This is a genomic window from Pseudoalteromonas sp. S1612, assembly GCF_005887175.1.
GTDB classification, from domain to species: domain Bacteria; phylum Pseudomonadota; class Gammaproteobacteria; order Enterobacterales; family Alteromonadaceae; genus Pseudoalteromonas; species Pseudoalteromonas undina.
Genome location: NZ_PNDH01000008.1, coordinates 199,475 through 219,724, shown reverse-complemented (window position 1 = coordinate 219,724; position 20,250 = coordinate 199,475). Strand labels below are relative to the sequence as shown.

Here is a 20,250-nt window from a genome sequence, read left to right as displayed (position 1 = left end):
AAAGCCAAAGCTGCTTACTGATTACTTACAAACATCAGCAACTGCGTTAGCAAAGTAGTTGATATTTGCTTGGCTAATACCTGCTACATTAACACGGCTAGAACCGACAATGTAAATACCGTATTCTTTTTGCAAGCGCTCGATTTGCTCTTTATTAATACCTAAGAAAGAGAACATACCGTGTTGGCGGTCAATAAACGAGAAGTCTTGAGCAATGTCTTTCGCTGCCAGGCTGTCTTTAATTAAACTACGTAACCCATTAATACGGTTACGCATTTCATCAAGTTCACTGTGCCATAGCTGCGTTAACTCTGTGCTGCTTAAAATAGTGTTTACGATGTCTGCACCATGCGCTGGCGGCATTGAATAAATGCTACGTACCACACTTAATAACACCGAGTTTGAAATATCAGCTGTTGCACTGTCTTTTGCAATGATTGAACAGGCACCAATACGCTCACGGTATAAGCCGAAGTTTTTAGAACATGATGAACAAATGATCAACTCTTCAACCGCATTGGCTAAAATACGTAAACCATTCGCATCTTCTTCTAAAGAAGAGCCAAAACCTTGATATGCAATATCAATTAATGGCGTAAAACCCACATCTTTTGCAAGTTCAGCAATAGTATTCCATTGTGTTTCGTTTAAATCCATACCACTTGGGTTGTGACAACATGCATGTAATAACACCACATCGCCCTTAGGCACCTGTGTTAGTGTTTCAACCATTTCATCAAACAATAAATCTTTGTTTTCGTAGTCGTAGTATGGGTATTCTTTTACCGTTAAGCCTGCAGCTTCAAATAAGCTAATGTGGTTAGCCCACGTTGGGTTAGTAACCCATACAGTAGCGCCTGGATTACAACGTACAATAAATTCTGCTGCAACACGAAGTGCGCCTGTACCACCAGGTGCTTGTGCTGTGCGTACGCGATTAGCTAATAATGCCGGGTGCTCACCAAGAAGAAGATTTTCCATTTGTTGACAGTAATCTAAGTTACCAGCAAGCCCAATGTAAGATTTGCTCATTTCATTTTCTAAACGAAACGCTTCTGCTTTTTTTACTGACTTTAATACCGGGGTATTCCCCTGCTCGTCTTTATATACACCAACCCCTAAGTCAATCTTATTTGGGTTAGTATCTTGCTTGTAGGCCGCCATAAGGCCAAGAATAGGGTCTGTTGGTAATGGTTTTAATACTGAGAACATTGGCTATCTCTTCGTTATTTAGGGGTTAGCTGTTGCGCTAAGCTTAACATAAAAACTCACTTGATTGACTAGTGTTATTTACACTAAAAAGTGAGGAATTTTAATACAGCACGCTATTAATAACGCGAGCGTCGCTTTATCAAAAAAATCAGTGTTAAAAGCTTCACCATCAACAATACCTATACATTGCTGTTGTGCATTAAATAGCGGTAAACAGGCTTCTGCTTTTACTTTCGGATCGCAGGTGTAATATTCACCGCCTGCTGCCAAATATTGCTCAACGTTATTGATAACGCGTCCTTTACCACTAAACGCTACCTGAACGTTATTGCTGGCAGTCGCAAATTCAGCAGTAAGCGGAAATAAAGGACGACTCGGCGCACCAAAATAAGTCAGCTTTAATAACTGCTCCCCTTCATTGGTGTGGGTATTCTGATAAATGCCATACCAATCAAGCTTTGTGTTTTCAATGACGTAGTCAACAATCAATTGAAGTTGCGCTAATTTTTCAGTTGTTTGCGTACTTTGGCTGACATAATCGCTTAGTTTAAACGGCTCATCCTGTAGGTAACCAAATAAACTACATGCCCCACCTTCACCTAGCTCAGGAATTTGGTATTCCCAACGCACGGCTGGTGCAGCATTTTTATTTAGGTATTGCTCAAGCTTTTTTAGCTCAGCGTGAATTAACTGTGGCTCAACATTAAGTTGAGCATACTCTAAGTAAGAATTAACCATTTGGACGTCCACACATCTACAATGCCGAAATAGTAGCATGGATGTTTTTATAGTGCTAGCCAATTTAAAGCGCTTTTTTAAAATCTTTAAACACTTTTATTCATAGATATAATTGCGGTATTTAAACTGGTTGCTTTATCTTTGGGGGCATTAAAAGGTGTTCAGCTTAGGTGCAAAAATTACGCCTTTGCTTCACAAATTTGTTATTATTTGCCGCATTATTATATTCAATCTTAAGTAGGTTAATTATGAGTGATAGTCACTTAGTGTATTCAACAGCAACAGGGCGAATTGATCAGCCAAAGCCAGAAAAAGAACTGGATGTAAAACTATTTAAAGACGGGTCAATTCGCATAGAACGTCAAACCAAAGGCCGAAAAGGTAAAGGTGTAATGCTGGTTGTTGGTCTTGATCCACAACAGCATGATTTGAAAAAGTTAGCAAAAACAATAAAAAGTAAGATGGGCCAAGGGGGCGCAGTAAAAGAAGGTGTTATTGAAGTACAAGGTGATGATCGCGACAAATTAAAAGCGATTTTAGAGGGATTAAAATTTAAAGTAAAAATTGCGGGTGGTTAACCCGCAATTCTTGCTTATTTAATAATTTTTAGCGCTGCTAATTGATCAAATAATGTGGGAATATCATCCTCAGCCACTGGCTTACTAAAATAATAGCCTTGAACAATAAAACAATTATTATTTTGTAAAAACTCAACTTGCTCGATTGTTTCGACCCCTTCGGCAACTACATCAAGCTTCAGCTTTTGTGCCATAGCAATAATGGCCGCAGTGATCTCCATGTCGTTATCATCCTCAGGTATATCTTTGACAAACGAGCGGTCAATTTTAAGAATATCGACAGGGAAACGCTTAAGATAACTCAGTGAAGAATAACCCGTACCAAAGTCATCAATAGAAATTGAGATACCCAACTTTTTAAGTTGATGTAACTGATCAATAGCTGCTTCAACATTCCCCATCAGCATGCTTTCGGTTAATTCAAGATGCAGACTTTTAGCATTAATCTGCGTCTCGATAATTATTTTTTTCAGCATAGGCACTAAGCTTGCGTCTTTAAACTGTCTTGCTGACAGATTGATCGACATATTACTTGCTCTACCTTGTTGTTCTAGTCGCTTCGTAAACTCACACGCTTGTTGTAGCACCCATTTACCGAGCTCTACAATTAAACCCGTTGCCTCAGCTATCGGAATAAACTTAGTCGGAGGAATAAACCCTTGCGTAGGATGGAACCAACGAAGTAATGCTTCATATCCCACCACGCTATTATCGCGACAATCAACTTGTGGCTGGTAATGTAGCGTGAGTTGCTTTTCTTTAATCGCATGACGCAATTCATTTTCTAGGAATAATCGTTCATTAGCTGCCGCATTTAGATCTTGGCTATAAAAATGGAAAGTGTTACGCCCTTTGGCTTTGGCCTCATACATGGCTAAGTCGGCATGCTTTAGTAACTGATCTTCTTCTAGGCTATCAAATGGTGCTAAGGTGATCCCAATACTTGCACTGACAATTACTTCATTGCTGCCAAGTTTTATCGGCTGGTTTAAGGTCTTTTGTATGGTGTCAGCGACTTCAGATGCTTCTTTTTGATGTTCAATACCACTGAGTAAAACAGCAAATTCATCCCCACCTAAACGGGCTATGGTATCTTCTGCTCGTAAGCGCTGTTTTAAGCGTGTTGCCACTTCAACTAACAGCTGATCACCCGCATCATGACCTAAAGTATCGTTAATACGCTTAAATTCATCCAGATCAAAATAAAATAAAGCAAACGAGTAACGCCCTCTCTCAGCAAGCGCCATCGACTTCCTGAGCTGCATTCTAAAGAATGTACGGTTAGCAAGCCCGGTTAGTGTGTCAAAGTAAGCGAGCTGTTCCATTTTTCGTTGGCTTTCTTTCACAAACGAAATATCTTGCGCTGATGCCACGTAACTGGTTATTTTACCACCGTCTTCTCGAATAGGTGACACACTAAGCGATACCCATATTGGCGACTTGTTTTGCGCTTCAATAAGCGTATCTCCTCGCCAGTAATTACGATTACGCAAATCAATGTCAATATCCTCTACCAACATGGTCATTTCATTGGCAATAATTGTCAGTAATGGCTGACGCAAGAAATCATTTTCGACAAAATCAGTCATCTCTAACATTTTTGGATTAACGTATTCAATGACAAAATTTTCATCGGTGATCACCACCCCTGTACCCGAGAACGCAACCGCTTTAGACAAGCGATTTGCAGCTTTCTCTGCGATTTCTTTTTCTATTATGCGCTGGTTTAAGCCGTCAATGAGTTTGCGAATTTCAATGGTCATATCTTTGAATGAACCATTAAGCGTACCAATTTCATCTTTATTTTCTTTTGGAAACTCAATCTCTAACTGGCCTTTACCAAAGTTAGTAACTGCATAAACCAATGAATGTAAGCGTCTTAATACCAATTGGTAAAGTGCTTGGTGTAATAATAAAGCAACTAAAATGGCATACAGAATAAATAGGCCAAAAAACTTAAGCTTTAAGTCTTTCAATGCCGATAACGTTGAGGAGCGCTTTTTATATACACCCACATACCAGTTTACACCTTCAACTTTATGGATATTTATAATGTAGTCTTCATCATTTAATGAAAATGAATCGGCATATTCTGGTAATTGTATTTGCCCTGCGTTATCAATAACGCGCTTTAGTTCTGGAGAAATAAAGTCATCTGGTAATAGCTTTTTGCCTGCCTCTCCGTACTCTTTATAATTTTCAGAGGTTAAGTTCGGATGTGCTAATAGCTGTCCTTGTTTATCAAACACAACTAAGTGTTTTTCCTTTCCACCGACGGGTAATTGCGATATGAGTGAGTTTAGTGAAATATCGCTACCGGTAACCCCTAAAAACTCATCATCTTGATAAATGGGAACAATTAAACTGACTACCCATTTATTCCAAACTTCATCATAGTAAACTTTTGACCATTGAGGCTCTCGTTGTGGGTTAGTTAAAGACTTCGCATAATTGAAGCTATCACTTTGGTTGAATGTATAATTTCCAGGCACATTAAGCGCCCAGTTTGGCGGTGCGACACGAATAAAGTTATCTTCAGTTATAAGATAAAAATTATAGAAATCTTGAATTAACGTAGGAGAAATAACTTTCCAAAGGGATTCAGAATCAGCAATTAGCTGTTTATAAAAAGGAGAATATGCAGTTTGAGGGATAAACGCGGCTGATAGCCCATCCGGTGATGCACTGCGCACTGAGCCATCATTGGTGAGCTGCATTGTCGGTGCAGTATTATTTTTAAATGACAACTGCCCCTCAAATAACTGCTCGCTAACAACAATATTAGCTTGCTCTGCTATTTTAACTTTGGTGGCTATCAGGTTATTAAACTGGTTTATTAATAATTCATTTGATTGCTTTAATACCTCATGCTCTTCAAAAACAAGCTGTTTTTCTTCTGACTTGAGCATTAATGCAGCCGCACAAATGCCAGCCACTAAACAGATACCAGAGATCAACAATGATAACTTTACACTAAGTGAGTTTATGCCAAATCGAGATGGAGGGCGTCGATACACAAAAAGCCAACCTTATTTATAATTATTATTTTTTCAAGTAATAGAAATATACCAGAACTTAAATCAGAATTATAAATTATTTATAAACTTTTAAAAAACAACACCTTTTGTACACATATTAGGTAAAAAAGCCGCGTCAGGTAAGTGCTTGTTGACATTGGGAGTGACACTTCATACATTAAGGGTATGAATATAAATTACTCACACGCCTTTTTTTCTTTTTTTAGCTTCTTTATATAGAAGAGGCTTCCCTGTTTGTGAGATAAAATCAATCGAATAGTAAAGCCTCCCAACTGGGAGGCTTTTTTATTTTCACTGCAAAATCAGTGATATTTTTGGAATGAGGAAAACCAAATGAGCAACGATGTACTTGATACTCTCAGGCACGATATAAATGAAATCGACTCCGATTTACTTGTTTTACTAGCAAAGCGACGCCGCATTAGTCATGGCGTAGTTGAATATAAAATTGCAAATAATAAACCCATTCGTGATGAGGCCCGTGAACTGGCTTTGCTCGAAAAACTTATAGGCTATGGCAAATCGTTAGGGCTTGACGCTTACTACGTTAACAACGTGTTTCAAACGATATTAGAAGACTCAGTATTGCATCAACAAGCCATGCTTCAAAAGAATTTAAACCCCGATGCACTGAGCGAAACCCATCGCGTAACGTATTTAGGCGGTCAAGGCTCTTATAGTCAGCTTGCATGTCATAAATATTTTAGCCGTCGCCCGGGTAAATTAGTTGAAATTGGTTGTACCTCATTTGAAGAAATCACTGGTAAAGTAGAAAAAGGTCAAGCCGACTTTGGCTTACTGCCTATCGAAAACACTAGCTCAGGTAGTATTAATGAAGTATTTGATTTGCTGCAGCATGCACAAGTCTCTATTGTCGGTGAAGTTACTCATAGCGTTGAGCATTGCTTATTAGCAGCCCCAGGAACTGAGCTGAACCAATTAACTAAAGTCTTTGCACATCCGCAACCCTTTGCCCAGTGTAGCCGCTTTTTACAGGGCCTTGGCGAACTTCAGCATGAAACCTGCGATTCAACATCAAGTGCATTAAAATCAGCTCTTGAAACACCGAACAGCGCAGCAATCGGCTCTGCGCAAGCAGGGAAAAATGTAGGCCTTGAAGTGATCAAGGCGAATCTTGCCAATCAAAAAGAAAATCACAGTCGCTTCATTGTGGTTGCCCGAAAACCACTGCAAGTATCAACTCAAATCCCGACTAAAACTAGCTTAATTATGTCAACCAAGCAGCAGGCCGGTTCGCTTGCCGATGCGTTAATGATTTTTAAACAGCATAATATTAATTTAGTGAAACTAGAATCTCGACCTACTCCTGGTAACCCATGGGAAGAAGTATTTTATGTGGACTTGGAGGCTAACTTAATCGATAACCAAGTGAAGCATGCATTGGAGGAGCTCAAACAGCACACTCAATATGTTCGTGTACTTGGTTGTTACCAAAGCGAGTCTTTACAAGCTGTGAGCGTAGAAAGCTAACAAAATATTAAAAAAGGGCCTAGCGGCCCTTTTCTTTTCACGGAGCTATTCTTTTTAATCAAGTACTTTCGCATCATTCGCTTTATTTAATAAACTACGGCTTTGGGTTAAAAAGTGCGCCGTTGAATCTGAGAAATAAGATTTTGCATCAGCAAAAGCATCAATTAATGCGGACTTATCCCCTGCTTTTAGCTTTTCAAGCGTTTGCGAAAACAAAGACTGATACTGCGCTAATAAGCTTTCTACATTATCAAATTGCGCTAGCATAATATCGGTGTATAACTCTGGCGATTGCGCAAATAAACGGCCAACCATCATTAGCTCTAACTGATATATAGGTGATGAACAACTTCTTAGCTCGGCGAGTGTGTGTCCCTGTTTTGCTAAAAACTGACCGTACACAAAGGTGGTTAAATGACGCATAACCTGAATAATTTGCATTGCTTCGTCATGCTTTTTGGCCTCAAGTTCAACCAACTGACAACCCCATATTTGTAGCTGTTTTAATAACCCTTGTGCCACCTCATGACTACGCCCTTCACACACCACCACGGTTTGTTTCACCCAATGGGAAATATCAGGTCCAAACATTGGATGTAAACCAACAACTGGCCCACTATGTACTTTTTTAAGCACAGCTAATGGTGCATGTTTAACTGATGTAATATCAACCAGCAAACAATCATCATCAAGCTTTGGAAGCGCGTTAACAACTGTTTCAAGAGCATTTATTGGTACACTGATCATCACCAGTTTTGCACCTTTTAGAATATCCGCTGCCTGTGATTGCTGCGCTTTATCTAAAATTTTGACTTCGTAACCCGAACGCTGAAATTGTTTTGCAAATAACTGCCCCATTGCCCCTTCACCACCAACAATAACAATTGGCGATAATTGTGGGTCGGCACAGGCTAATTTGGCTTGTTGATTTTGATAAGCTTCACGCATCATGCGTCTGAGAATGTCTTCGACTAAATCAGGATTTACACCTTGATTAATAGCCTCTTGACGTCGTGCAGCTAATAAATCTGCTTCTCGATCGGGTGCATGTAATGGCGCGCCAGTTTGTTGTTTTATTGCGCCTATTTGTTGGGTAATACCATTGCGTTTTGCAAGTAAGGCAACCAGTTGCGCATCGCATTCATCTATACTTGTTCTTAGCTGCGCTAAATCACTTATCTCTGCCACGTTCTCATTCCATCCAAAAAAGCAAAATCGTAAATTAAAACTTACAAAAAAGTAAACTAATCAATACGATAAATACTAACAGGATACGTTAGGGGTTAAAAGGCAAATTATTGAAAAGATCACTATCAGTTGTTCAACTAAAACCAAGGTGGAAACGATAGTAAGTAACCTAAACGCTAGATAATAAATCTATCTCAAGCAGCTATTTCAGCGCTAACTACATTGAATTTACGTAGGTTCAGGTTAAGTAGAGAATCTTAAAAAGTGGCTAAAGCCACTTTTATTAAGTAACCGGCGAGCGGTTAAGGAGAACTATTAGTATTCTAATGCCATAGCCGCAAGCGACATAATACTGTCGAATGATTCTGCGCCAGCGATAAATAAGCCATTGTGACAAAACATAGCATCATCGATACCAGTTACCGCTTGAAATTCATCGTCTGATAATCCTGCCCATGGTGCAGGTAATGACTTTCTGTCTTCAAAAGAGCCTAATTCTGCAGGCACCGTTTGCACTATCCACTTGCCAGAATGAGATGGGTAAACGACAAATAATGCCTCATCAGATAAACTATGTACGGTTTTTTTCCACGGAGTATAGCGCTCTAATACGATTAATCGAGGATCATCAGCTTGTTTTATTGCTTGAGCAACAATCTTTTTAGCATTTAAACCACCTCGGGCAGAAGCTACAAAACGAATCAGTAAAGTGTGTGCAAATTCAACCGCTTGATCAAAAGCAGCATCAAAATCACTTTCCTCTTCCCATGTTGGGTTAAACATAGAAATTGTTTGGCTTAAGCTAATGCCTGTAGCAACCCCTTCAACATGACCACAATCAATGGCATCAATAGTTGATACAAGCCCTGCATCCACCGCATTCGCCACATCTTGGTTATCATCACATATTGCTAAGCCATATTTTTTCCACACCAAGCCAAATGACGAAAAAGGAATACCATTTTCACGAGCGCCAGCACCGCCACGCTGATGATGATCAAACCGGTTAGTTTCTGGGTCATATTGACCACCAACATCAATAACCACATCGGCGTCATTAATAATCGCATTATCGCGTGTGCGGATCAGGGTAAAAGAAGGAAAAATAATTTTAAGTGCAGCGATACTAAAAACATCATCTGCGTGAAAATTGCCGTTGTGTGTAACTATCGTTTTATCATTCATTTTTGTACATCATTTTTGCAAGAAGTGAGAAGATATTGTGATTTGAAGTGAACCACACTTTAACGCATGCAGGTTAAGGTGTGTATTGGTTTTTGAATGTAGCGATATAAAAACCGCAATAGCATTAAAACCAAAACGGGTTGCAACCCAAAGGTTGCAACCCGTTTTTTTGCGTTGATAAACAGCGCGTATTAGTTAAGTTTTTCTCTAATACGTGCAGATTTACCAGAACGCTCACGTAGATAGTAAAGCTTAGCACGACGAACCGCACCGCGACGCTTAACTGTTACGCTATCAATAAGAGGGCTGTGCGTTTGGAATACACGCTCAACACCTTCACCGTTCGAGATTTTACGAACTGTGAATGCTGAGTGAAGACCACGATTACGCTTAGCGATTACAACACCTTCAAAGGCCTGTAGACGCTCTTTAGCACCTTCTTTTACTTTTACCTGTACAACTACTGTATCACCAGCGCCGAATGCAGGTACGTCTGTTTTAAGCTGCTCTTCTTCAAGCGCTTTAATAATATTTTGGTTTACTTTTGCCATTATGTTTCTCACTTTCCTAGGTGTAACTGTCTTCTAGCCACAAGCTTTTTGGTACTCTTGCTGAAATTTCGCGAGTAATACCGCTTGCTCCTCAGTCAGAGCTAGGTTATGCAACAAGTCAGGACGGCGAAGCCAAGTTCTACCTAATGACTGCATAAGCCGCCATTTTGCTATCTCTTGGTGGTTTCCGCTGAGTAATACAGCAGGCACCTGTTTGTCGTCCAATGTTTCTGGCCGTGTATAGTGAGGACAATCTAGCAAGCCATCCGAAAATGAATCTTGCTCTGCTGACTGGTTGTGTCCTAAAACCCCTGGCACTAATCGAGCTACTGCGTCAATTAATGTCATGGCAGGTAGTTCACCTCCACTCAAAATAAAATCACCAATTGACCATTCTTCGTCAACGTACGATTCTATTATTCTCTCGTCTATACCTTCATAGCGACCGGCAATTAAAATCAGTTTTTCAGAGCTTGCGAGTTCGCTAGCCCCTTGCTGATCTAGTTTGCGCCCTTGTGGCGACATATAAATTACTTTTGCACCATCCCCTGCAGCCTGTTTGGCTTCAAGAATGGCTTGTTTAAGCGGCTCAACCATCATTAACATGCCGGGCCCGCCCCCGTAAGGACGATCATCTACGGTTCTATGCTTATCAGTTGCATAGTCTCGTGGATTCCAGCAGTTAAAGTCGATTAAACCCTTTTTAACAGCGCGACCGGTTACACCTTGCGTTGTAATTGCATCAAACATATCCGGGAAAAGGCTGATAACCCCTACCCACAACGAACTTGTTTGACTCATTAAAAGCTTGGATCCCAATCTACAGTAATTTCTTTCGCATCATATTTAACCTCTTGAATAACTGAATCAGTTAAAAAAGGAATTAAACGTTCTGCTTGACCAAATGCATCTTTACTGTTTGCTTTCACAACCAGTACGTCATTTGAGCCTGTCTCCATAAGGTCATCAACAATGCCTAAGTTATAACCTTTATCAGTTACAACCGACATGCCAATGAGATCTCGCCAATAGAATTCACCTTGCGGTAATTCTGGTAGCTGCGCTGAATCCACAGAAATTTCAACATTGGTATAAGCCATTGCTTGGTCTCTGTCATTTACTTGCGCAAACTTAGCGATAAAGCCTTTGTTGTGGCGACGCCAGTCGACCACTTCTAAGGATTGCCATTTACCTTGCTGCCCTATCAACCACGGGCTGAAATCGAAGATCCCTTGGGGATCATCAGTAAATGAATGCACCTTAAGCCAGCCCTTTATACCATATGGGGCGCCGAGCTTTCCTACGACAATTATTGATGAGGTGTTCTCTTGACTCATGGTTACACTTACGCCTATTAAGCCGCTTTACGAGCGTCTTTAACTAATTTAGCTACACGATCTGAAAGACCTGCGCCTTGACCTAACCAGTGCTCAACACGTGGTAAATCTAAACGAAGTTTTTCTTCTTGACCTGAAGCGATTGGGTTAAAGAAACCTACTTTCTCGATGAAGCGACCGTCACGCGAGAAACGGCTATCCGCAACCACAATTTGATAGAAAGGGCGTTTTTTAGCGCCACCACGTTGCAAACGAATAGTTACCATACCGTCCTCTAAATAGATTGACTGTTTTCATTAATAAGATTTACTCCCCAGTATGGGGAGCCGGTGAATTGTACGAGTTTTTAGCAACAATGCAAGTAAGAAGTGATGCAAAAAGGCAGTTTAGTAGATTAAACCGTGATCCAAGAAGAAAAAGCATGTGAACAAGCTATTCTGTGCATAGTTTATTCAACAATAAAGAGGCAATTTGCCTCTTTATTGATTGCTTTTTATCTCGCATTGGAGATATTAAAGGTTAAATTATTAAAATTTCGGGCCACCGCCGCCCATCATTCCCGGTGGTAACATCCCTTTCATGCCACGCATCATTTTTTGCATGCCACCTTTGCCTTTCATTTTTTTCATCATTTTTTGCATTTGGGTAAACTGCTTAAGCAGCTTATTGATCTCTTGTACTTGAGTACCCGACCCCGCTGCAATGCGCTTTTTACGCGAACCTTTAATGATCTCTGGGCGTGCACGCTCTTTTTTAGTCATAGAGCTAATAATTGCTTCCATTTGAATAAAGGTTTTATCGCCCATCTGGCCTTTTACTGCATCTGGAATGTTTTGCATGCCTGGCAGTTTATCAAGCATCGACATCATGCCGCCCATATTTTTCATTTGCTTTAATTGTTCAGCAAAATCATCCAGTGTAAAACCATCACCTTTAAATACTTTTTTCGCTACTTTTTCTGCCTGCTCTTTATCTACTTTCATCTCGACTTCTTCGATTAATGAAAGTACATCACCCATGCCTAAGATACGTGAGGCGATACGATCAGGGTGGAAAGGTTCAAGTGCGTCAGTTCGCTCACCAACACCCATAAACTTAATAGGTTTCCCGGTAATATGACGAATAGATAACGCAGCACCACCACGGGCATCACCGTCTGTTTTAGTTAAAATCACACCGGTTAAAGGCAATGCTTCGTCAAACGCCTTCGCGGTGTTTGCAGCATCTTGACCTGTCATTGCATCAACAACGAATAAAGTCTCGATTGGATTAATTGCACCATGAAGCGCTTTGATTTCATCCATCATGTCATTATCAACATGCAAGCGACCTGCAGTATCAACTAATACCACATCAATAAATTTCTTTTTCGCGTGAGAAATAGCAGCTTGTGCTATATCAACTGGCTTTTGTGAAATGTCACTTGGGAAAAATTCTACATCTACTTCTGTTGCTAATGTTTCTAACTGCTTAATTGCCGCAGGACGGTATACATCGGCACTCACTACCAGCACAGATTTTTTCTTGCGCTCTTTTAAAAACTTAGCCAGTTTACCCACACTGGTTGTTTTACCAGCACCTTGAAGGCCCGCCATCATCACAACAGCCGGAGGTTGCGCGTTAAGGCTTAGCTCTTCATTAGCTTCACCCATGGCCTTTTCAAGTTCTTCACGAACAATTTTTATAAATACTTGGCCAGGACTTAAGCTTTTAGTAACTTCAATACCAACTGCGCGTTCTTTAACTTGTTTTACAAACTCGCGAACAACAGGCAACGCCACATCGGCTTCTAAAAATGCCATTCGCACTTCACGAAGTGTATCTTTAATGTTGTCTTCAGTTAGGCGGCCACGGCCACTAATATTTTTTAGGGTTTTACCTAATCGTTCTTGGAGGTTCTCAAACATGTAACGGTTCCGAAAAGACGTTGAAATCAACTCTATTAATAAGGTCGATGTTATTAAAATTCAATTAGAAATAGTATACCGTAAATGGTGGCATACAATACAGTGCTGAAATGCTGCTTATTGAGTTTCTTTTTACAGGGTCTATGCATTTGCTTTGCTATAAAATACAATGGCCACATAACGAACACGAATTATTTGACTTCAATTAAGTGGCCAAAGCAAAATGCTGATTATTAGTTTAACTATTATTGCCAGTTTATTTTATGTGTTAGCAACGTCTCACGTGCTTTCGCGATTGTTTCACCGTCAGGGCCCGAGCCAAAAAGTTACTATTATACTCAGTACTGTCGCTATTTTGGCGCACATGCTGCTTTTAGTAAATTCGGTATTTAGGGCTGATGGGCAAGATTTAAGTATTGTTAATGTGGCATTACTGACATGCTGGATTATCGTGCTGTGTGTCACCACTGTTTCTTTGAAGTTTCCCGCAACCTTGTTACTACCTGTTGTTTATGGCTTTGCTGCGCTTTTAACCATTTCTAGCTTATTTATCCCTCATCACGTTTTATTACAAAGTATTAATGTAGAACTAGCACTAGTTGCGCATATATCACTGTCGTTATTGGCTTACTGTATTTTAATTATTGCGACTTTATATGGTGTGCAATTTTATTTTATTGATAAGCGCTTAAAGCGAAAAGACCTAGCAATAGTTCACAGTCACTTGCCACCTCTGATGGTTGTAGAGCGTCAACTTTACCAGTTATTAAACTTAGGCACCGTATTATTAAGTGTGGCGCTGATCACTGGTTTTGTATTTCTCGATGGCATGTTTGCCAAAGAGTTTATTCACAAAACAATCTTATCCCTAGTTGCTTGGGCCATTTTTGCCACAATTGCAGTTGGCCATGTCAAACGTGGTTGGCGAGGAAAAGTAGTGGTAGTTAGTATAATGATTGCCGCTTTTACACTCACACTCGCTTATTTTGGTAGTCGTTTTATACAAGAAGTGGTCCTGAATAAGTTTTAACTTGACTCTGAAAGCTCACTCTAGCTTAATACGCATTGGTTTATAAAAAAAGGATCCATCGTTGGACGACATATCGACAAGTACCCTGTTTATCATATTAGGTTTATTGGTGCTTTTTTCTGCTTACTTCTCCGGGTCAGAAACCGGAATCATGTCAATCAACCGTATTCGTTTGCGACACCTCGCTAAAGAGAATCATCGTGCTGCGAAACGCGTTAGTAAATTACTGAGTCGACCAGATAGGTTGATAGGTCTGATCCTAATTGGTAATAACCTTGTTAATATTGCTGCAGCGCAGGTAGCCACCATTATTGGTATTCGCTTGTATGGCGATTTAGGTATTGCCATAGCGACAGGTGCATTAACACTTGTTGTACTAATTTTCGCTGAAGTAACGCCAAAAACACTGGCCGCCCTCTATCCTGAGCGAGTCGCTTTTCCCAGCTCTGTGATACTCAAAGGCTTGTTAAAAATACTCTTCCCGTTTGTGGTTGTTGTTAACTGGATGACCAACGGCATATTGCGCTTATTTGGAATTAGTGCTGCACAAATAGATGAGCACAGCATGAGTAAAGAAGAATTAAAAACCGTGCTTAACGAATCTGGAGCGCTGATCCCGGCGCGCCACCAAAGTATGCTGACCTCAATTTTAGATTTAGAACAGGTTACCGTTGAAGATATTATGATACCCCGCAATGAAATTGTGGCGATTGATATTAACGATGACTGGAAAATAATTAGTAAGCAGCTGACTCATGCTCAACATACTCGCGTGCTTTTATACCGCGACAATATAGATGATGCAGTAGGCTTTATTCACTCTCGTGATGCATTGCGTCTTCTTACTAAAGAGCAATTCGATAAACCTTCGCTACTGCGCGCTGTACGTGAAATTTACTTTATTCCTGAGGGAACGTCGCTTAATACCCAACTACTGAAGTTTCAGTTATCAAAAGAACGAATTGGTATTGTTGTTGATGAATATGGCGATATCCAAGGCTTAGTTACCCTAGAGGATATTCTTGAAGAGGTTGTGGGCGATTTCACTACTACTCAAACCCGCACACCAAGTGAAGAAGTAACCACACAGAACGATGGCTCTTACATTGTTGATGGTGGTGCTAACGTTCGCGACTTAAATAAAGAAATGGGCTGGGAATTCCCATTAGATGGCCCTAAAACTTTAAGTGGCCTGATTGTTGAATATTTGGAAGATATTCCTGATGCTAACTTAAGTATTCGTATTGCGGGTTACCCAGTTGAAGTGCTTGAAATAAAAGAAAACATGATTAAACAAGTTAAAATTCAGCCCAATAAACGTAAAAAATAACCCAATAAAAAAGGAGCCAAATGGCTCCTTTTTTAATTAATCAGGGCTTAGATTAGTTAAAAGAATAAACGCTCTAACCAACCTTTGTCTAAATCATCCTCACAGCGTCTTAGCTGCGCTCCATAACGGCTCGCACGGTGTTTTACTTTATTGGCAACGCTCATTAACCATTTTTTCTTACGATAAGTGCCTCGCTTATAACCGCCCCACCCTTCGTGATAGTTTAAATACTGTGCGTAGGCATCCCATTTAGAAACACCATTAACTTTATGGGTTTTATAGACAAACCACGCCATAAAATCGATCGCATCTTCAAATTCATCTCTATCAGCACCACTATTACCTGTTTCACGAATATAATCAGACCAAGTTGGCGTTTTAGCTTGAGAATAACCATAAGCATCACTTGCGCGTCCAGTTGGTATTATCCATAAAAAGTATTCCATAGGCGGTGCAGCATCATGACGAAAAGAGCTTTCTTGATACATCATGCTCATTAATACGTGTTTGGGAGAGCCCCACTTGTCTTGCGCGTCTTTAGCATCAAAATACCAGTCAGATTTCTCTTCAAAGATTTTACAAATATCTTCTGGTTGCTTAGGTGGTGCAGTGGCACAACCAACTAAAGTAAGCACTAGAGATAAAGTAATAATATTTTTTTTCATTTTTTAAGATCTCACTGAACTTTTTAAAAAAGCGTGGGTCTGAATCTATGAATGCAGCAGTACAGCATTGTTTCATCCCTAAAGAATATTTACGCAGCTACTATGAGCTGCGTTTTTTTTGCCTACGACTTACTTGGGTCTGTTGACCTTTCAAGGTTGAATTTGCAGCAGCCTGTTTGGTATTTAGGCAAGGCAGAGCCTATGTGGTGTGGTTATTCCCCATAAATAGGCGATAACGCAGCATCAATGCCAAACAGGCGCTGCCCTTCGGGTTCTGCCTAGGAGCGATTTGCTCTTTGTTGCTCGGTTTTTACTTATTCTTACATGGATGTAAGCCAGTAGAATAACGCAGGAGCAGTTATCGAGCCCACTAGGTTACAAACCTCGCGCCGCGATTAAACCGCTCCTAGTTTGAACAAATTGTAATCCGCAAAGGTCAACTGACCCTGAAATACGTATCTAAAAACGCAGTAAATGATTGATTATCGGCTTGCTCAATTGCTTTTTGAGCTTGGTAAGACTCTGTCGCTTGTTGCTCTAACCACGACTTTGAGAATTCAGTATAACTGGCTATATCATGGCTTTGTTTATACTTTTGAGCAAGTGAGAGTGCATAATGACCATTATCTAGCCCTGATGCTTTTAATTGCTCAACATAACGCCCTGAATAGGTTAATGTAGGATTATGCACCCACGTTGCCATGCGCTTAATAGTGTTTGAGTAATAATCAACCCCGTACGCGCTATCCATCCACTTAGCAACATCAACGAGCTGATTAAATATTTCATCACCCCATGATTCAAGACTGCGCTGCTCATTATTAAAATTAAGCATTAGGCCTTTTTCTCGGCCTTGGTTTACTACTGTATCAAGATTTTCAGTGCTTCGCGCTTGCTCTTCCCAGTCCATAGGGGCTGAGTCTTTTAATAAACAATAGGTTAAAAATACATCTAAAAAGTGTATTTGCTCTAAATCAATGCCAACTTCACTAAATGGGTTAACATCCAACGCACGAATTTCAATATATTCTATACCCGCTCTTAGTAGAGCATCAGTGGGTGTTTCACCATTTTTAGCATTACGCTTAGGGCGAATTGGCGAGTAAAACTCGTTCTCTATTTGTAGAATATTTTTATTTAATTGCTTTGGCTCTGCACTGGTGTAGTCGTCAATACTGCCATAAATATCTGAAGGCGTATTTATGGCTTTTTTAAGCCCTGCTACATACTCATCTAATGAGTTATACATAACGCGTAATGATGACTGTGCACTGTTGGTATAACCTAAGTTACCTAATCGAAGCGCCGTGCCCACTTCTAAATATAAAGTACCTTTACCCAGCTTTTTAAACGGTAAATCGCTTTTACGCCCCTGCAAAAATGAACTACACAATGCCGGTGACGCACCAAACATATAGCTAATTAACCACAACTCGCGCTTAAAATTACGAATTAATGCTAAGTACCCATCAGATATAAAGTCTTCAAGCTTCGCGCTGCTTTGCTTTTGTGAATGTAGTGACTGCCATAACGTTTCTGGAAAAGAAATATTAAAGTGCACCCCAGCAATCGCTTGCATCATACTACCATAGCGGTTCTTTAAACCTTCGCGGTATAAGGTTTTCATTTTACCAACGTTAGAATCGCCAAATTGTGCTAATACAATATCGTCCTGATGATTTATAAAACACGGCATACTAATTGGCCACAGCAGTTCATCGTCCATATGTTCTAGGGTGAACTTTTGTAAATCTTTCAGCTGTTGTAACGTTTGCGTTGATGACTCGCTAACAGGCGTAATAAACTCAAGTAAAGACTCAGAAAAGTCAGTCGTGATATGTCCGTTGGTAAGCGCGCAGCCAACCCCTTTTGGGTGAGCTTGTTTAGAAATAGAACCATCGGGTTTAATTCTTAATGATTCTCTCTCAATACCGCGCATAATACCTTTAATAGCATGCTGATTATCTGCATTAGATAGCGCGTTGAGCGTGTTCTTTAAATTATAAGTTGCCAAAAAAAAGTTTCCTCGAGCCAAGTGGCTTAATCATAAGGTTATGGGGTCTAATTACCTTTACTCAAGATTAAATGAAGAAAAAACTATATGAATTTATTAGATATAGCTTTTAATGAATTTTAAACACGCTTTGTTTCACGCCATAAAAGATAATCTTGCCATTGCCACCAGCAATATACAATTTCTTTTGCATATTATTTGCCACAATACATCGCAACCTCAAAGCATTATTTCTCCCCGTACGAAAGGGTGAATCACTTGCTAAAAGTTTGGCATAACTAAAAAAATCAATTACTCTTAAAATTGATAAAGATCATAAAAACATTAAAAAAAATGCCTTACTACTGCTATTTAAAACTTATCACTAACGTACATTAGTTTTAGTAATTACAATAGACACCCCAATAAAGAATGATAAAGGATTACTATGCGTCGTAATCAAAGCTTAATAGATGAAGAGGTCACTTTTGAAGAACATCAAGAGTTGGTTTCAACGACCGATCTTCGAGGTGTTATTACCTATGCCAATCATGAATTTTGCAGTATTGCTGGCTATGAAATGGATGAACTCATCAATAAAAACCACAATATCGTTCGCCATCCTGATATGCCTAAAGCAGCATTTAAAGAGATGTGGGACACCTTAAAGCAAGGACATTCTTGGCGTGGTGCTGTAAAAAACTTATGTAAAGATGGCCGTTACTATTGGGTTGATGCATTTGTAACACCTATTTTTGAACATGGCCAATTGATTGGTTATCAGTCTGTGCGTGTAAAACTCTCGCAACATGCAAAACGCAGAGCGCAGAAGCTGTATGCCAAAGTTAACGCTAATAAGTCACTATTTAGCTGGCGTGAGCACACCTCACTCAGACAGAGCTTGAGCATAGCCGGTGTTTTAGTTTGGTTAGCTAGTGTCGCTATTTGGGGGTCAATCGCAATTGCAGCGGTTAACTTGGTGGTGTGTATTATCATTTTAGCTTTAAATTATGATGAGCTAATAGCAACACCTGCAACTCTAAAGCAGCAAAAAAGCCAGGCAGATTCGGTGTCTCGTTATGTATTTAGTGGTTCACACCCTCACAGTATTAGTGATTACCGAGAGCAAATGCTTTGCGCTAAGTTAAAAACGGTACTCGGTCGTGTTAAAGACTCAACCTTGAGTTTTAATACCATTGCCCAAGGCTTAGATCAGCAATCTACGCTGACCGAACAAGGTATTTCTTCTCAGGGAACCCAGCTTGAGCAAATAGCCACAGCAATGTCACAAATGAGCACCACCATTGGTGAAATTTCTAATAATACCAATGATACCGCAGATAAAGTAGGGATCACCTATCAAAGCTGCTCTGATATAAAAAGTCATATTGCCGATAACAGCAAGATGGTATCTGACTTAGCCATGCAAGTTGAGCAAGCGGCAACCACAGCCACAGGACTTGCCTCTGAGGCCGATAAAATTGGTCAGGTAATGAGTGAAATAGAAGGCATTGCAGAGCAAACCAATTTGTTAGCACTTAACGCTGCGATTGAAGCTGCCCGTGCTGGTGAGCATGGTCGAGGTTTTGCGGTGGTCGCTGATGAAGTACGCGCATTGTCCTCACGTACTCAAAACGCCACAGCACAAATTCATAGCTCCATTAAAGAGATTCAAGACACCTTGTTTAGCTGGTCTAAAATCATGCAGAGCACAAAACAACAAGCCGATGACTGTGTTAACACCACAGGGCAAACACAACAAGAGCTAGATAGTATTTTCATTCAAATTAGTGAAATTTCACAACTTGCTACCGACATCTCAGCCGCCGCAGAGCAACAACAAGTGGTAAGTCGAGATATTGGCTGCAATGTTGAAAAAATTAAAGGCTTGGGGGATGACAATTTACAGCTTAGTTATAGCGTAGCACATGGCGCTGCTGAATTGGTCGAAGGCTCACGAAAAGTAAATGATTTACTGCTTACCTTTAAAGTTTAATCCACCCACTT

Annotated in this window: 17 protein-coding genes and 1 other annotated feature; of the genes, 5 read left to right on the top strand and 12 right to left on the bottom strand. The window is 40.1% G+C overall.

Translation table 11 applies throughout. The annotated features are described in order from the left end of the window. Positions 1-21: 21 nt before the first annotated feature. The gene (locus CWB78_RS03785) at positions 22-1,212 is read right to left on the bottom strand and encodes an amino acid aminotransferase (RefSeq protein ID WP_010391325.1); all 1,191 of its coding nucleotides are present in this window, start codon (positions 1,210-1,212) and stop codon (positions 22-24) included. Positions 1,213-1,290: 78 nt separating this feature from the next. Continuing rightward, positions 1,291-1,950, bottom strand: a complete 660-nt coding sequence (locus CWB78_RS03780; RefSeq protein ID WP_138594270.1) for a GAF domain-containing protein — start codon at positions 1,948-1,950, stop codon at positions 1,291-1,293. A 248-nt stretch (positions 1,951-2,198) separates the two neighbouring features. Between CWB78_RS03780 and CWB78_RS03775 the strand changes: the two genes are divergently transcribed. Further along, on the top strand, positions 2,199-2,528 hold the full coding sequence (locus CWB78_RS03775; RefSeq protein ID WP_008114484.1) for an SUI1 family translation initiation factor: 330 nt from the start codon (positions 2,199-2,201) through the stop codon (positions 2,526-2,528). 14 nt (positions 2,529-2,542) lie between these two features. Here CWB78_RS03775 and CWB78_RS03770 read toward each other — a convergent pair whose 3' ends face one another. Beyond that, positions 2,543-5,545 (bottom strand): bifunctional diguanylate cyclase/phosphodiesterase, encoded by a 3,003-nt coding sequence (locus CWB78_RS03770; RefSeq protein ID WP_138594268.1) that lies wholly within the window; start codon positions 5,543-5,545, stop codon positions 2,543-2,545. A 195-nt stretch (positions 5,546-5,740) separates the two neighbouring features. Beyond that, positions 5,741-5,856: a sequence feature (Phe leader region), on the top strand. A gap of 43 nt (positions 5,857-5,899) precedes the next feature. On the opposite strand from CWB78_RS03770, the gene CWB78_RS03765 reads away from it, so the two are divergent. Then, entirely contained in the window at positions 5,900-7,057 is a 1,158-nt protein-coding gene (locus CWB78_RS03765) for a chorismate mutase (RefSeq protein ID WP_076921530.1), read from the top strand. Positions 7,058-7,111: 54 nt separating this feature from the next. Here the strand turns inward: CWB78_RS03765 and tyrA are convergent, their stop codons facing one another. From tyrA to ffh, 7 genes are all read right to left on the bottom strand, one after another. After that, positions 7,112-8,245: a bifunctional chorismate mutase/prephenate dehydrogenase gene (gene tyrA, locus CWB78_RS03760; RefSeq protein WP_138594266.1), complete on the bottom strand. Its 1,134-nt coding sequence runs from the start codon at positions 8,243-8,245 to the stop codon at positions 7,112-7,114. 315 nt (positions 8,246-8,560) lie between these two features. Further along, on the bottom strand, positions 8,561-9,430 hold the full coding sequence (locus CWB78_RS03755; RefSeq protein ID WP_010391312.1) for an MYG1 family protein: 870 nt from the start codon (positions 9,428-9,430) through the stop codon (positions 8,561-8,563). A gap of 191 nt (positions 9,431-9,621) precedes the next feature. Next, positions 9,622-9,981: a 50S ribosomal protein L19 gene (gene rplS / locus CWB78_RS03750; protein ID WP_008114473.1), complete on the bottom strand. Its 360-nt coding sequence runs from the start codon at positions 9,979-9,981 to the stop codon at positions 9,622-9,624. A gap of 33 nt (positions 9,982-10,014) precedes the next feature. Continuing rightward, positions 10,015-10,782, bottom strand: a complete 768-nt coding sequence (gene trmD, locus CWB78_RS03745; protein ID WP_013464494.1) for a tRNA (guanosine(37)-N1)-methyltransferase TrmD — start codon at positions 10,780-10,782, stop codon at positions 10,015-10,017. Beyond that, entirely contained in the window at positions 10,782-11,318 is a 537-nt protein-coding gene (gene rimM, locus CWB78_RS03740; protein WP_008114470.1) for a ribosome maturation factor RimM, read from the bottom strand. The genes trmD and rimM overlap by 1 nt, the downstream gene beginning before the upstream one ends. A 17-nt stretch (positions 11,319-11,335) precedes the next feature. Then, the gene (gene rpsP / locus CWB78_RS03735) at positions 11,336-11,584 is read right to left on the bottom strand and encodes a 30S ribosomal protein S16 (protein ID WP_008114468.1); all 249 of its coding nucleotides are present in this window, start codon (positions 11,582-11,584) and stop codon (positions 11,336-11,338) included. 261 nt (positions 11,585-11,845) lie between these two features. Then, on the bottom strand, positions 11,846-13,225 hold the full coding sequence (ffh, locus tag CWB78_RS03730) for a signal recognition particle protein (RefSeq protein ID WP_138594264.1): 1,380 nt from the start codon (positions 13,223-13,225) through the stop codon (positions 11,846-11,848). Positions 13,226-13,448: 223 nt separating this feature from the next. Here ffh and CWB78_RS03725 point away from each other — a divergent pair, with 223 nt between their 5' ends. Further along, the gene (locus CWB78_RS03725; protein WP_010391302.1) at positions 13,449-14,255 is read left to right on the top strand and encodes a cytochrome C assembly family protein; all 807 of its coding nucleotides are present in this window, start codon (positions 13,449-13,451) and stop codon (positions 14,253-14,255) included. A 61-nt stretch (positions 14,256-14,316) separates the two neighbouring features. Then, on the top strand, positions 14,317-15,585 hold the full coding sequence (locus tag CWB78_RS03720; RefSeq protein WP_010391300.1) for an HlyC/CorC family transporter: 1,269 nt from the start codon (positions 14,317-14,319) through the stop codon (positions 15,583-15,585). Positions 15,586-15,641: 56 nt separating this feature from the next. On the opposite strand, the gene CWB78_RS03715 is transcribed toward CWB78_RS03720, so the two are convergent. Together CWB78_RS03715 and gshA are read right to left on the bottom strand one after the other, a co-directional pair. Beyond that, positions 15,642-16,250: a transglycosylase SLT domain-containing protein gene (locus CWB78_RS03715; RefSeq protein WP_010391298.1), complete on the bottom strand. Its 609-nt coding sequence runs from the start codon at positions 16,248-16,250 to the stop codon at positions 15,642-15,644. A gap of 436 nt (positions 16,251-16,686) precedes the next feature. Then, entirely contained in the window at positions 16,687-18,264 is a 1,578-nt protein-coding gene (gshA, locus tag CWB78_RS03710) for a glutamate--cysteine ligase (RefSeq protein WP_010391296.1), read from the bottom strand. Between the two features lie 427 nt (positions 18,265-18,691). Here gshA and CWB78_RS03705 point away from each other — a divergent pair, with 427 nt between their 5' ends. Beyond that, positions 18,692-20,239 (top strand): methyl-accepting chemotaxis protein, encoded by a 1,548-nt coding sequence (locus CWB78_RS03705; RefSeq protein WP_138594262.1) that lies wholly within the window; start codon positions 18,692-18,694, stop codon positions 20,237-20,239. The last annotated feature ends 11 nt before the right edge of the window (positions 20,240-20,250 follow it).

Coding starts and splice junctions, on each gene's coding strand:
- CWB78_RS03785 (WP_010391325.1), bottom strand. CDS start 1,212: ATGTTCTCAGTATTAAAACCATTACCAACAGACCCTATTCTTGGCCTT.
- CWB78_RS03780 (WP_138594270.1), bottom strand. CDS start 1,950: ATGGTTAATTCTTACTTAGAGTATGCTCAACTTAATGTTGAGCCACAG.
- CWB78_RS03775 (WP_008114484.1), top strand. CDS start 2,199: ATGAGTGATAGTCACTTAGTGTATTCAACAGCAACAGGGCGAATTGAT.
- CWB78_RS03765 (WP_076921530.1), top strand. CDS start 5,900: ATGAGCAACGATGTACTTGATACTCTCAGGCACGATATAAATGAAATC.
- CWB78_RS03755 (WP_010391312.1), bottom strand. CDS start 9,430: ATGAATGATAAAACGATAGTTACACACAACGGCAATTTTCACGCAGAT.
- rplS (WP_008114473.1), bottom strand. CDS start 9,981: ATGGCAAAAGTAAACCAAAATATTATTAAAGCGCTTGAAGAAGAGCAG.
- trmD (WP_013464494.1), bottom strand. CDS start 10,782: ATGAGTCAAACAAGTTCGTTGTGGGTAGGGGTTATCAGCCTTTTCCCG.
- rimM (WP_008114470.1), bottom strand. CDS start 11,318: ATGAGTCAAGAGAACACCTCATCAATAATTGTCGTAGGAAAGCTCGGC.
- rpsP (WP_008114468.1), bottom strand. CDS start 11,584: ATGGTAACTATTCGTTTGCAACGTGGTGGCGCTAAAAAACGCCCTTTC.
- ffh (WP_138594264.1), bottom strand. CDS start 13,225: ATGTTTGAGAACCTCCAAGAACGATTAGGTAAAACCCTAAAAAATATT.
- CWB78_RS03725 (WP_010391302.1), top strand. CDS start 13,449: ATGCTGATTATTAGTTTAACTATTATTGCCAGTTTATTTTATGTGTTA.
- CWB78_RS03715 (WP_010391298.1), bottom strand. CDS start 16,250: ATGAAAAAAAATATTATTACTTTATCTCTAGTGCTTACTTTAGTTGGT.
- CWB78_RS03705 (WP_138594262.1), top strand. CDS start 18,692: ATGCGTCGTAATCAAAGCTTAATAGATGAAGAGGTCACTTTTGAAGAA.